At 41.8% G+C, this 14376-nt stretch carries 11 protein-coding genes; 8 read left to right on the forward strand and 3 right to left on the reverse strand.

All coding sequences use genetic code 11. The features are described 5' to 3' along the window. Window positions 1–11 precede the first annotated feature (11 nt). Window positions 12–1655 carry an aspartate 4-decarboxylase gene (gene aspD / locus H8796_RS19140; RefSeq protein ID WP_117935609.1) on the forward strand — a complete coding sequence of 548 codons (1644 nt, stop codon included), beginning with the start codon at window positions 12–14 and terminating at the stop codon, window positions 1653–1655. Window positions 1656–2007: 352 nt separating this feature from the next. Further along, entirely contained in the window at window positions 2008–3834 is a 1827-nt protein-coding gene (locus tag H8796_RS19145; protein WP_229107736.1) for a sensor histidine kinase KdpD, read from the forward strand. Between the two features lie 20 nt (window positions 3835–3854). On the opposite strand, the gene H8796_RS19150 is transcribed toward H8796_RS19145, so the two are convergent. After that, complete coding sequence (locus H8796_RS19150; RefSeq protein WP_117935703.1) at window positions 3855–5963, reverse strand: outer membrane beta-barrel family protein; 2109 nt, start codon at window positions 5961–5963, stop codon at window positions 3855–3857. Window positions 5964–6095: 132 nt separating this feature from the next. Between H8796_RS19150 and H8796_RS19155 the strand changes: the two genes are divergently transcribed. From H8796_RS19155 to H8796_RS19170, 4 genes are all read left to right on the forward strand, one after another. Then, a complete protein-coding gene (locus H8796_RS19155) occupies window positions 6096–7613 on the forward strand; it encodes a sensor histidine kinase KdpD (RefSeq protein WP_187343861.1) in 1518 nt (505 codons plus the stop codon). Between the two features lie 12 nt (window positions 7614–7625). Then, entirely contained in the window at window positions 7626–8321 is a 696-nt protein-coding gene (locus tag H8796_RS19160; RefSeq protein WP_004295780.1) for a response regulator transcription factor, read from the forward strand. A gap of 23 nt (window positions 8322–8344) precedes the next feature. Further along, entirely contained in the window at window positions 8345–9118 is a 774-nt protein-coding gene (locus H8796_RS19165) for a hypothetical protein (RefSeq protein WP_004325802.1), read from the forward strand. An 81-nt stretch (window positions 9119–9199) separates the two neighbouring features. Next, window positions 9200–9748, forward strand: a complete 549-nt coding sequence (locus H8796_RS19170; RefSeq protein WP_004295778.1) for a hypothetical protein — start codon at window positions 9200–9202, stop codon at window positions 9746–9748. Between the two features lie 139 nt (window positions 9749–9887). Here the strand turns inward: H8796_RS19170 and H8796_RS19175 are convergent, their stop codons facing one another. Further along, window positions 9888–10895, reverse strand: coding sequence for an SDR family oxidoreductase (locus tag H8796_RS19175; RefSeq protein ID WP_117935611.1), 1008 nt, complete (start codon window positions 10893–10895; stop codon window positions 9888–9890). Between the two features lie 204 nt (window positions 10896–11099). Here H8796_RS19175 and H8796_RS19180 point away from each other — a divergent pair, with 204 nt between their 5' ends. Both H8796_RS19180 and H8796_RS19185 read left to right on the forward strand, forming a co-directional pair. Further along, on the forward strand, window positions 11100–12002 hold the full coding sequence (locus tag H8796_RS19180; RefSeq protein WP_117935707.1) for an AraC family transcriptional regulator: 903 nt from the start codon (window positions 11100–11102) through the stop codon (window positions 12000–12002). 30 nt (window positions 12003–12032) lie between these two features. Then, window positions 12033–12932: an AraC family transcriptional regulator gene (locus H8796_RS19185; protein WP_004295774.1), complete on the forward strand. Its 900-nt coding sequence runs from the start codon at window positions 12033–12035 to the stop codon at window positions 12930–12932. A gap of 255 nt (window positions 12933–13187) precedes the next feature. On the opposite strand, the gene H8796_RS19190 is transcribed toward H8796_RS19185, so the two are convergent. After that, a complete protein-coding gene (locus tag H8796_RS19190) occupies window positions 13188–14357 on the reverse strand; it encodes an RtcB family protein (protein WP_008998427.1) in 1170 nt (389 codons plus the stop codon). Window positions 14358–14376 lie beyond the last annotated feature (19 nt).

A 14376-nucleotide genomic window follows, 5' to 3' on the forward strand; every position in this document is an offset into this window, starting at 1 on the left:
TAAATATCATTATGGAAAAGAAAACAAATAACCCTGCCATTACCAAAAGTTATGCCAAGAAAATGGAAACGATCAGCCCGTTCGAGCTGAAAAACAAACTGATCGATATGGCAGATGAAAGTATCAAGAAGATAGCACATACGATGTTGAATGCCGGAAGAGGTAACCCGAACTGGATTGCTACCGAACCACGCGAAGCCTTTTTTCTGCTGGGACAATTCGGCCTTTGCGAATGTCGTCATGCGTTTTCACTGGAAGAAGGAATAGCAGGTATTCCGCAAAAGGCGGGAATTGCTGCCCGTTTCGAGGCTTTCCTGAAAGAATACGAGAAAGCTCCCGGTGCTAACCTGTTGAAAGAGGGCTATAATTATATGCTGATGGAACATGCTGCCGATCCGGATACACTTATTCACGAATGGGCGGAATCGGTGATTGGCGACCAGTATCCTGTGCCCGACCGTATTTTACATTTTACGGAGTTAATCGTACAGGATTACCTGGCACAAGAGATGTGTGACCGCCGTCCGCCGAAAGGAACTTTTGACCTTTTCGCGACTGAAGGAGGTACGGCAGCCATGTGTTATCTGTTTGATTCTTTGCAAGAGAATTTCCTGTTGAACCAGGGGGATGCCATTGCTTTGATGGTTCCTGTGTTCACTCCTTATATAGAAATCCCGGAACTGCGACGCTATCAGTTCGACGTTACCGAAATTTCTGCCGACCAGATGACTCCTGAAGGTTTACATACCTGGCAGTATAAGGATGAAGATATAGACAAGCTGAAAGATCCGCGGATCAAAGCGTTGTTTATCACCAATCCGAGCAACCCGCCCAGCTATGCACTTGGCAAGGAGACCACCGAACGTATCATCAACATTGTGAAGAATGATAATCCGAATCTGATGATTATCACGGATGATGTGTACGGAACGTTTATTACTCATTTCCGTTCATTGATGGCAGAGTTGCCGCACAATACGCTTTGCGTTTATTCGTTCTCCAAATATTTCGGAGCTACAGGATGGAGAACCGCTGTTATCGCTCTACACGAAGACAACATCTACGACAAAATGATTGCCCGCCTGTCGGAGGAGCAGAAATCAATCTTGAACAAACGTTATTCCAGCCTTAGCCTGCAACCGGAAAAGATGAAATTTATTGACCGCATGGTGGCTGACAGCCGACAAATTGCGCTGAATCATACTGCAGGGCTTTCCCTGCCCCAACAGATACAGATGAGTTTGTTTGCCCTCTTCTCGCTCTTGGATAAAGAGGACAGTTATAAAGCCAAGATGCAGGAAATTATTCATCGCCGCCTGCATGCATTGTGGGATAATACAGGTTTCACACTGGTAGAAGATCCGCTGCGTGCCGGATATTATTCGGAGATTGATATGCTGGTATGGGCGAAGAAATTCTATGGGGATGACTTCGTTGCCTATCTGCAAAAGACATACAATCCGTTGGACGTAGTTTTCCGTTTGGCAAACGAGACTTCACTCGTATTGTTGAATGGCGGTGGTTTTGCGGGACCGAAATGGAGCGTACGGGTGTCATTAGCCAATCTGAATGAAGCCGATTATGTAAAAATCGGACAAAGTATCAAGTGTGTGTTAGAGGAGTATGCCAAAGCATGGAAAGCTTCCATACACTGAAAATAACCATTCATTATAAGCATTGAAAATATCCGAAAGTCAGTAGCTATCACCTCATAATCACTACTGGCTTATCGGATATTTCTGATTTTATTTCTACCTCAAAAGTTTTTCGTTTAACAAGCTGGATTTAATAAAAAAAACAGTAGCTTTGCAAGCAAACAAAACAAGATATGCCATGCGACATCTGCTATTCATTATAATTATAAACCCACTTTATTTTACAATAAGTGCTTCGCAACATCCCAGTGACAGTCTTTTACATCTTCTGAATTCAACAAACTCTTCCCCCAAAAAGATTCTGATATACAGAGATCTCGCGGATATATACCTGGATAGTCCGGAAGCCAAAATGTATCTTCTGAAGATGTATCATGAAGCTCTAAAGATTAATGATAAAGAAAATGCGCTAAACGCTCTCAATGATATTATCATAGAAGAATTAAATACCCTGAATAAAGATTCGCTTTCTAAATATATTAATTACACAAAGAAGGTTGCCAGCCCGGAAGAGCTGAAGCATATACTGCCTTTTTATCATATGCGCATTTTCGAAGCACAATGTTTTTCTGATCAAAGAGATGAAGCTATTGAAAAAGAATTAGACTTAATGGATTCTAAAGAAAACACAAACAATATTTATAAAGAAATTACAACAGCCTACACAATAGGGACAAGTTTTTACATCAACCAGAAATATAAAGAGGCTACTCCTTATTTGGAGAAAAGTTTGAAATTGACAGAATCGCTTCCTGCCAAAGTGAAGAATATTTATCAGAAAAGAATTATTTGGAAATTAAGCATGGCATACGCTAAAAGTGGAAAGAAACGAGAAGCTACCCAACTAACGAAAGATCTGATTAATACGGTAGAACAGGAATACAAAAGAGACTATCAAAAGCAACGACCGTTTTATAATATAGACGCCTATCGGATTCAATATTATTCGTTTCTGATAAGTAACCTGGAACAGCTGACACCGGAAGAAGAAAGCTATTATTGGGGAAGAATTCTGCAGATTGGCAAAAAGCTGACCAACGATTTTGATAAGTACAATTATTATCTTTGTACCTGTAATTATTATACCAACAGTCATACCCAAAAAGACCTGTCAAAAGCTATTACTGCAGGCGACTCTCTTATCAGAATCGCCAAGATTTTGGCTCCGCAAAACTTACCGGGTTTGTTTAACACGGTTTCTCAGCTTTATGAAAAGAAAAAAGATTATCCGAATGCGCTGAAGTATTACAAGAACTCGTATTACATACAAGATTCGTTAAGCACTAATGACGCACGTCAACAGTTGAATGAACTTCAGGTAAAATATGACGTAAACACGCTTAACAGCGAAAAAGCTGCACTGGAAATAAAAAACAAAAAGACGTTAATTATCTCCCTAAGCACTTTATTAATCCTTGTAATTGGAGTTTGCAGCTATCTTTACTTCTCCTTGAAAAAAGAAAAGAGAATGAAAGCGGAATTAAAAGTGCTGAACCGTAAAGCACAGGAAAGCGAAAAGATGAAGCAGGCTTTTATCAACTCAATTTGCCACGAGATACGCACGCCGCTTAATTCGATTGTCGGGTTCTCTGATTTAATCATGAATGAGGACATTGACGAAGAGATGCGCCGGGAATTCCCCGCTGAAATTCAAAAAAGCACTCTGCTGCTTACAGGGCTTGTTAACAGTATGCTGGAAGTGGCGAATCTGGACGTTTCTGAAGATAAGCTGCCTTGCGGACCGACTGACATAAGAAATATCTGTATTCAGGAAATGGAAAAGATTTCCCCCAAACCGAGAATAAAATATCAATTGGATATTACAGAAGATACACTGTTTATTCCGACAAATGCCCAATATCTCACTATGGTGATCGAACATTTACTGAATAATGCCAATAAGTTTACAGAAGAAGGGTTTATTGCGTTAGGGTATAAGGTCAATCTTTCGAAGAACCAAATATGTATCAGTGTCACCGATAGCGGTTGCGGTATCCCGAAAGAAAAACAGGAAGAGGTATTCAACCGTTTTTCGAAACTTGATACTTTCGTTCCGGGCAATGGGTTGGGATTGTATCTCTGCCGTCTCATCGTGAAACGACTTGACGGAGAGATTAAAATTGATCCGGAATATACGGATGGTACAAGGGTGGTTGTCAATTTACCGATGAATGAATAGAACCATGAGTTATTTCCCGCTTATTTAAAGCGGGAGGTATCGACTTCTTCCCTCTTCTTCTCTTTGTATCCTCCGAATTTATAGTTAAACGAAATACCGAATGTACGGGTAGTGCGCATATAGTGGTTTTTCACATTCTGCAATCCGTAACGGACTTGTGTCGAAATGGTGGAGGTATTGAACAGGTCGTCACACTTCAGCGTCAATTGTGCTTTTCCTTTTGCAAAGGTGTAACGAAGCGCTGCATCCAGATTTCCCGAACGAGGAAGATCGAAAATTCCCTGTATAGCTCTATTTTGATAGAATCCGGTCAGGGTGAATTTTAAGTCGGGTTTGGTGGAAAGGGTAAATGTGTTGTCCATCGTCAAGACGAATGTATATAGTTTACGGTCAAACGGGATATCCCAGAAGTCACTATCTTTCTGGCGATAACGAAAACCGATGGCGGTGAAATGGGAGTCGAGCCATTTTTTCACCTTAAAGGGAACTGTCATTACCAATCCGGCTTGTGATGAAAAATCAAAGTTGAAGAATTTGTAAATCTCTACTAAGCGTTCCGGTGATTGGTAGAGGGTTTGCATTTGCTTGTTTTTGGTATAGCTATAAAAGGCGGAAAAAACATACTTGCCTTTTAGTATATAATTAAGGCTGGTTTCATAGTTCGTGGCAGGTTTGAGATAGGGATTTCCTTGAATTTCAGAGTATGCTCCCATGTAAGAGATTGCATTCTGTACGCTCCAGTATTCGGGATATTCCTTGTCACTACTCAATGAGAATTGCAGGACATGTCCGGCAGCGGGCATATAAGTTAGATTGGCTACCGGGTACAGGCTCCATTCATTCCAGATATTTGTATGATATTGCTCTGCTGCCAGAGAAACATCGGCCGAGAGTTTTTCACCGAAGCTTTTGCTTAGTCCGGCATACACATTCAGGGTTTGTTCGCGACGGCGGGAGTTCATGTTATTATCCGGTAACAGGTTATCTGTTTCCGGGTCATAATATCTTTGATAGCTATGGTCTAAAGCGGTCGTATAGGTTATACCATAATTCAATCCCCAGCCTTTACCTAAGGTATGTTCTTGCCCGGCATAAAAACGCCATTGATTGATTTGCTGTTTATCCCGGCTCAAGAAATTCATTGTCTCTGTTCCCATCGTGCTATATAATAATTGGCTGCCGGGAGAATGATAGGATGTAAATGCCACTCCGGCTTTCAGCCCGAAAGGGGTTTGATAATCTAACTTTGCATTATGGAGCTGGCTGTCTCCCTGCGAGTCGGTAACAGAATTTTGCGCACCGGTAGCTATGGAATAATGTTTGGAATCGGTAAAAGCTGTTGTGTAGACCAGGCTTAACAGATGATCTTTTGCGAGGGAGTAATCCATTCCGAGGCGTATCTGATGACTGTTGGTACGGGAAGTCATTATTTCATCCATATCCATCTGATGTACCGAACCATCGGCTAACGTGTGAAGTGCTTCTTTCTCCGTTATCCTTCGGTCGCGATCATAAGAGTAAGAGTAAAGAAAATCTGCAGAGAATTTACGTCCGGAGTACAGAAGACTTCCACGTTCTGCCAAAGATTCGTAGTGATGTTGGTTAAAAGCTGTATAGAGTTCTCCTTGAAGGGAAGATGCTTGTCCTGTGCCGGGTGCTAATATCAGGTTAATCATCGGTCCGCGTACCTGATAGCGTGCCGGAGCGGAATACATCACTTCCGCCTTTTCAATCCGGCTGACAGGAATCGATTTTAATAAAGCATCCAATTGTTCGGCAGACAGTGTGGTCACTTTTCCGTTGATGACAACGGTAACTTCCTGTCCTCCCAACATCAGACTATTATTCATATTTACTATACCCGGAAGATTTTTCACAACATCATAGGCATTATCCACAGGCAGGTTGCCCACCAGTCTCGGCACGTCATACACGAGTTTGCCTTGTTCGGCTTTCACGATAGGGCGTTCACCTATAATCATCACTTCGGGCAGTTCCTGAAACAAACTATCCATATAACCTATATTCTTGATACTGTCGACAGGTTCCTGTGACTGTTGTCCGACTTGTGCTGTAGCGGATATCCACACACATAGAAGAGACATAAATAGTAAATTAATCCGTTTCATTTCGTCTTTATTTTTGGAATACGACAAAATACGGTAGAAAAAATGGAAATTTGCGTTATCACTGGCTTATCTAGTGTTATTTAGTCTTATCAAAGAGAAGAATAAGAATAGTTTCCTATTATCTTTGTCAGTATGAAATTACCACTAAAACATATTGTCATACTGGTTATCTGCTCGTTAATCGGAATCTTTGTTTATCAAGCTTATTGGTTGACAGGGCTTTACCGGTCTATGAAGATGGAAATGGAGAGCAATATCAGAGATGCGATGCGGACGAGTGACTTTAACGAGGTCGTGCTCCGGGTAAATGATTTGCAAAAAGATAATGTGGAACACGGTTCGCTGACGGTATCAGCCGGATATGATGCGGACGGCAATTCATTAGTGACTAAACAAACGATTTCTTATACGGATAGTAGCCGTCAGGATACGATACACTCCCGGACAGAAACTACTACGGATACGGTAAAGGCCGTTGGTAACGCTCCGGAAGATTCTACACCTGTTGCAAGTAGCGAGAACGGGCTGGATGTGTTATTGAAAAAGCAAGATTCGCTAAAGGAGCTGTTAATGAGTATTCAGCAGGGTATTCATTCGGGTGTGGACACTTATATAGATGTCAACCTGCAGCGATATGACAGTTTGCTCACCCATGTGATGAAAGAGCATAATCTCTCTATTCCTCATCACACTCTTTTGATTTATACCGGAATCAGTGCCGATTCTTCCATTGTATATACCGATACATTAGGTATTGCGGGAGATAGCAGTTATATTCCCAGTCCCAAGGCAATCCGCTATGACTATGAATTTAATATGCATCACAGCCAACGCTACCAACTGGTGTTCGAGCCGATCAATTCATTGGTGTTAAAGCAGATGACAGGTATTCTGGTCACTTCATTTGTAATTCTTCTGATTCTCGGATTCTCTTTCTGGTTCCTTATCCGGACGCTTCTGAAACAGAAAACGCTGGATGAAATGAAAAGTGATTTTACCAATAATATCACGCACGAATTAAAGACTCCCATTGCCGTAGCCTATGCGGCTAATGACGCATTACTGAACTTTAACCAGGCGGAAGAGAAAAGCAAGCGCGACCAGTATCTACGCATCAGTCAGGAGCAGTTGCAAAGGCTTAGCGGGCTGGTGGAACAGATTTTATCCATGGGAATGGAGCGTCGCAAAACGTTTCGTTTGCATCCGGAGGAAATCAACCTGAAGGAGTTGATTACTCCGCTCATGGAGCAGCACCAGCTAAAAGCGGACAAGCCTGTACATATCGAATTGGATATTCAACCGGAAACGCTTGTCATTGTAGGCGACCGTACGCATTTCAGCAACATCATCAGTAACCTGATAGATAATGCAGTGAAATACTCGAAAGAGGAAGCCGAATTGTCTATTTCCTGCCGACAGACTGGGGGGACAGTAACCGTCAGCGTTACCGACCGGGGAATCGGGATTCCACTTGATAAACAAAAGCACATATTTGATAAATTCTACCGGGTCCCGACGGGTAATCTTCATAATATAAAAGGTTACGGACTAGGACTGTTCTATGTCAAGAGTATGGTCGAAAAACATGGAGGAACTATCACCGTAAAAAGTGAACCGGACAAAGGAAGCACTTTTACCATTACTTTATAAACCCATAAAATCATGAGTAAAAACAAAATTACCGTATTACTGGTAGAAGACGAACAGACGCTCGCCATGATTATCAAGGATACACTTGAAGAAAATGATTTTATCATTCATACGGCGAATGACGGCGAGGAAGGGCTAAGCCTTTTCTTCGAACTTCATCCGGATGTACTTGTAGCCGATGTGATGATGCCGAAAATGGATGGCTTTGAAATGGTACGTCGCATCCGCCAGACGGATAAACAGACTCCTGTCTTATTCCTGACTGCCCGTTCGGCCATCAATGATGTGGTGGAGGGGTTTGAACTCGGAGCGAACGATTACCTGAAAAAACCTTTCGGTATACAAGAGTTGATTATCCGAATCAAAGCACTGATGGGAAAGGCTTTTCTCTTCACTGAGAATAAGGTTGCCAATCATTTTGAGATAGGAAGTTATCTGTTTGATCCTGTTGCACAAACTTTATTACACGCAGGAACGAGACAGGAACTCTCTCATCGTGAATCGGAAATCTTGAAACGGCTTTGCGAGAACCGGAATCAGGTGGTCAACACGCAGGATGTCTTGCTCGAACTTTGGGGAGACGACAGTTTTTTCAATTCCCGAAGCTTGCATGTGTTCATTACCAAATTGCGGCATAAACTCTCGCAAGATGAACAGATACGTATTGTCAATGTACGGGGAATCGGTTATAAACTGATTGTCAACTAAACTCTTTAACACCGCAAAGTGCCATGAATAAAAGACAATTCACAGGATTTATGTTTTTACTTTGTACCTGTACCGCATTTGCGCAACAGGTGGAAGTGAAAAAGGATAGCATCGGCCGTGCGGTTCTTCTGCCACCGGAGCAAAAGCAGCCATTAAATATGGATAAGGAGGGCTTCATCTTACCCGATATGAATATAACGCCGAACGACAGGAAGCCAACCATTCAAACGGATAGCATGACGCTTCATATATCTCCTCCCGAATTTATAGATACTCCCTGGCCTACTCCCAGACTGGGTACTTCTTTCGATCCTTTCAGCCGCGACTATAATCGGTCGGATATTTTCGGGATCAATGCTAACAGCTATTTAAGTACGTATAGTTTGCATAATACGTATCCTACCATGGGGACGCATATTCAGGTAGGTGCCATTTATACGTATGCCCCTAATGAACGATGGGAGCTTTCAGGTGGGCTGTTCAGTGCCAAGTATACAATGCCTTCTTTCCAACATGGTGCCAGAAATGATTTTGGTTTTAGCGGTTCGGCCGCTTACCGGATTAATAATTTTCTGCGTATACGGGCTTTCGGCGAATATTCTGTGAATGGCGAACGAAATGCTTCGCAGGGGTATCTCACTCCTATCTATCCGCAAAGCGGTTATGGCATGATTCTTGAAATCAAGTTCAACGATTATATCGAACTCCATGGAGGTATGGAACGTTCATACAACCCGATGAAAAGGAAATGGGAGACGGCTCCTGTCGTTTATCCGGTGATTAAATTGAAAAGATAAGTTTTTTTCTAAGAAAACATAACGGAAGCGGATAGTCAGGTGGAAATTATCTATCTTTGTGGTAAATCAACCTTTACGAAGATGAAAAAACTGATTCTATTTCTTTCGCTGATATTATCGGTCGGTTTTGCATCCGCACAGTCGGAAATTCCTTCCGATAGTATTCGTCGTGCTCCATCTACCAATATCAAAGAGTTTGGTGGTTTTCTACTGGATATGGGGTTAATGAACGTAGCAACTCCCGAACTTCCCAAATTTAATTTAGATATGCCTAATATGACGAAAGATTATAATCAGCTCTTTCGTTTAAACACGGATATTACCTATTCTCAAGGATTCACCGACTCTTTTTCTTCGTCTTCTTACTCCGGGTTTGCCGGTTTTGGATACGGATATGGTTGGGGATTGTCTTCTTCTCCACAGTTTATGCAGATGGGATCTTTCAAACTGAAAAACGGAATGAGAATCAATACTTACGGAGATTACAACAAGGATGGCTGGCGGGTGCCTAACCGTAGTGCTATGCCTTGGGAAAGGAATAATTTCCGGGGAGCGTTTGAACTGAAATCTGCCAATGGTAATTTCGGAATACGAATTGAGGTGCAGCAAGGAAGAAATGTTCCTTATTAAATAATAATTAGGCACGGATTACACATATGTCACGGTCTTTAGGGTTATCATTGCTGAAAAATAACCGCGTTAATCCGTGTAATCCGTGCCTAAAAAATAGCAATTAATTAGTGGCAGGTACTTATTAAAATCAGGAAAATCAGAAGGCTTTGTCTGCCGCACTGATTGCATTGGCTATACGGTCACACCACGAATCAAATTCCGGATCGGGTGTTTGAGTTTCCGGATGGGAAAGCATATAATGTACAGCTTGCCGCAATCCCTCCGCCATGGAGATATGACATATAAAATCCGGGACGAGCCGCTTTATCTTCGAATTATCGAAAACAACCGTAGCTGCTTTATCTCCTAAGAGTTCACCCCTGAAATCATAATGATCGCTATGTTTGGCAAGGAAATCGGATGCTACGTGCAATGCATTCAGAGGTTTTCCTAACGCATCGGCGATTGTCTGGTAAATCTGATTCCAGGTCATACTTTCATCGGTAGTGATATGAAAAGCGTTCCCAATGGCATGTGGATTCGCCATCAGTCCGACATAGCCTTTGGCAAAATCTTTGGAGTGAGTCAGTGTCCACAAAGAGGAGCCATCACCGGGAATAATGACAGGTTTGCCGTCAAGAATCCGTTTGAGAATCTGCCAGTTTCCCTTATCTCCATGTACGGCTACGGGAGGTTTGGTTCCGTTATAGGTATGGCTGGGACGAACGATGGTCACCGGAAAACCACTTGTCCGGTAGGCTGACATCAATACCTCTTCCGCTTCTATCTTGTTTCTGGAATACTGCCAGTAGGGATTGACCAGAGGGGTGCTTTCGGTAATGCGATAATCGGTCAATGGCTTTTGATAGGCAGAGGCACTGCTGATAAAGATGTATTGCCGAGTTTTGTTCTGAAACAGGCGGATATCACGCTTTACGTCTTCTGCCGTATAACCGATGAATTGCGCAACCACATCGTAATGTTCAAGTGCGATGGCTTTTGCCACAGCTTCTTCATCATTAATATCCGCAATGATACTGTGAATTCCTTCCGGCATTTTTTTTGAGCCGCGGTTAAGGAGAGTAATCTCCCACCCTCTCTGTTGCGCCAATGCAACTACATCTGTACTGATAGTACCCGTTCCTCCAATGAATAATGCTTTCATAAAACCTGTTTTTTTATATTCTCCGGAGCAAATATATCAATTCCATGACTTACTTCCAGCAATCATTGCCATTTATTTTTCCGCCCGCAAGTTTATGTAGTATACAGATTACTGATTCTTGTACCCTTATTACTGATTTGAGGTATGAAATAAAAAAGATACCTCCAAATGTTTTATCTTTGTATCAGATTAATAACAAAGCATATGGATGAAATAACAAAAATTGAAACCGTCGATCAGTATGACCAGTTGTTTGGACTGGAGACATTGCACCCTTTAGTTAATGTAATCGACTTCTCAAAAGCTACCAAGTCGGTTGAGTATATCCGTATGAACATCGGATTCTATTGTCTGTTCCTGAAAGATGCCAAATGCGGGGATCTCACATACGGACGTAAGAATTACGATTATCAGGAAGGAACGGTTGTCTGTATGGCACCGGGACAAGTGAGCGGAATAGACAACCGTAACCGAACGGCTCCCCGTACCAAGTCGATTGGCGTTTTATTCCACCCCGATTTAATCCGTGGAACTTCATTAGGACAGAATATCAAAAACTATACTTTTTTCTCTTACGAGGTAAATGAAGCATTGCATCTTTCAGATCAGGAAAGAGAAATCGTAACCGATTGCATACATAAAATCCGGCTCGAACTGGAGCATACTATCGACAAGCATAGCAAGCAACTTATCGTGCGAAATATCGAACTGCTACTGGATTACTGTATGCGTTTCTACGAGCGGCAGTTCATTACACGCAATCAGACGAATAAAGATATAGTCGTTAAATTCGAGCAATTACTGGACGAATATTTCCAAAATCAGGTGGCAATGACCGAAGGACTGCCATCCGTGAAATACTTTGCAGACAAGGCATGCCTCTCTCCTAATTATTTCGGGGACCTGATAAAGAAGGAAACCGGAAAAACTGCACAGGAATATATCCAGTGCCGGATTATCGAACTGGCCAAAGAAAGAATACTGGAAGGTGTTCAAACTGTCAGCCAGGTAGCTTATGAACTGGGATTTCAATATCCACAGCACTTCAGTCGGTTATTTAAAAAGCATGTCGGCTGCACCCCGAACGAATATAAACAAAAAAACTAGACGTATTTTAGATACAGGAGTCTCAACATCATGGGAGATAAAGTACTCAAAATAGGAACCGTGCATCAATGCAATTGTTGCCTGGGGAGTAAGACACTACACCCGCTGGTAAGTGTCATCGATCTCTCAAAGGCTGACTTGTCAGCTCATACGGGCATCAAGTTCGACTTTTATACGATTCTATTGAGTGAGTGTAAATGTGAAGCGTATATGTATGGTCACCAGTATTATGATTTTTCGGATGGTACTTTGCTCTTCCTTAGTCCCGGAGAGTCTATCAATATGAAGGAAAACAGTAAGAATTTTCCTTCCAAAGGATGGATATTGGCTTTTCATCCCGATCTGATTTGTGGCACTCCGCTCGGACTTAATATACATAACTATACTTTCTTCTCTTATCTGCCTGAAGAAGCATTACATATATCTTTGCGCGAGAAGCAAATCATTCTGGAGTTTATGGATAAAATAAACCAGGAACTCGAACGTTGCATTGACCGACATAGCAAGAAGATAGTTTCCAAGTATATAGAACTATTGCTGGATTACTGTATCCGTTTCTACGAACGCCAATTCATTACACGTAATGAAGCGAATAAAACGATTATCAAACAATTCGATAAAATCATAAATAACCATTTTGAAACGAAACAGGTACCGACTGTCGATATACTTTCACATAAGTATTGTGCGAACCTGCTTCATTTGTCTCCTGAATATTTCAACGACTTACTGAAGTATGAAACGGGGAAATCATTTAAAGAGTATATCGAGTTCAAACGCTTCGAGATTGCCAAAGATTGGTTGGTGAATACTGATAAAACAATCAATCAGATAACGCAAGAGCTGGGTTTTCAGAATCCACAGTATTTCAGCCGATTATTTAAGAAAATCACAGGTTGTTCTCCGAATGATTTCAGGATACCTAATTGAAAGTATATGTCAAAGGGATTAGAGGAAGATAAAGCAATCAAAAAGTCTTAATAAAATTTGAATTGGAACATCAAATTCTTAATCTATGTTATGAAACATACTTTTTTTCTTGGAATATTTGCTAATTTCGCAATAGTCCGTATCTTTGCAATGTGTTTTTCATAGTATTAGATTTAAGGTTAACAAAGGTTGGAGCAAGGCGTTGCTCCTTTTTTTATGTCCATACGCTAGATACTCCTTTAACATGGCATGACATTATCCCTTAATCACCGCCATTGGAGCCAGCTCCACCAACGGTTTCACCAAGTCCCGCTCATTCGCTATCACTTGTGCAATATCTTTATAAGCTCCCGGTGCTTCATCCAGTTCGTTCTGCGAACGAAGTCCGTGAATGATACCTTGCTGATCCATTCTCTCTTTCTCTTCATCCAGTGACAAACGGCGACAGGCATCCTTTCTTCCCATTAATCGACCTGCACCATGCGAACAGCTTTTGAAACTCTCCGGGTTACCCAGTCCCTCAACAATATAGGATTTAGTACCCATAGATCCGGGGATAATACCAATCTCACCCTCATAGGCACGCGTAGCACCTTTTCGGTGTACAATCACATCCTGATCGAAGTGATTCTCCCAAGCGGCATAGTTATGGGCAATATTAATCATAGGCTCAAAGTCCGTTTCAGGTTTCACCGCCTGAATAGATTCACAGATACGGTTCATCATCAACTGACGGTTGGCAAAGGCAAAAGCCACACAATAATTCATTTCACGGAAATAATCCTTTGCCATCTGTGTCTCCATTGGCAGGTAAGCCAGTCCCGGTACCATTGCAGAATACCATTTCTCATTCCAATACTGTGCAATCTTATTATAGTGATTGGCAACCTTCAAACCAATGTTACGGCTTCCGGAGTGAATCATCACCCAAACGTCAGATGTCTCTGTATCTTTCTGAATCTCTATAAAGTGATTTCCTCCTCCCAAGGTTCCTATCTGCTTCAAACAAGCCTCGTACTGATTCTTCAAAACAGGCATCTCTTCAAAGTCGAATCCTTGCGGAAGCAATTCCTGATCCTGCTTTTTATTCTGATGATCGAATCCCAAAGGAACAACTGCACGAATCTTCGACATAATGGAAGTCAAATCCGTATAACTAAAATCTTCCGCTTTTAGATTTGTCTTAATCGCACACATACCACAACCGATATCCACTCCCACAGCATTGGGAACAATCACGCCATTGGTAGCCAACACACCGCCAATAGGCATTCCTTTTCCTGCATGCGCATCAGGCATGATGGCAATATGTTTAAATGCAAAAGGCAGTGAAGTCAAATCCATGATCTGCGACATACAAGAGTCCTCTACTTCATCCAACCAAAGTTTAGCGGGTAAACGTGTTCCCATAATTACTTTTTCCATACATTTTTTCTTTTATCAA

The sequence above is a fragment of the Bacteroides sp. M10 genome, from assembly GCF_014334015.1.
In the GTDB taxonomy this organism is placed as follows: domain Bacteria; phylum Bacteroidota; class Bacteroidia; order Bacteroidales; family Bacteroidaceae; genus Bacteroides; species Bacteroides intestinigallinarum.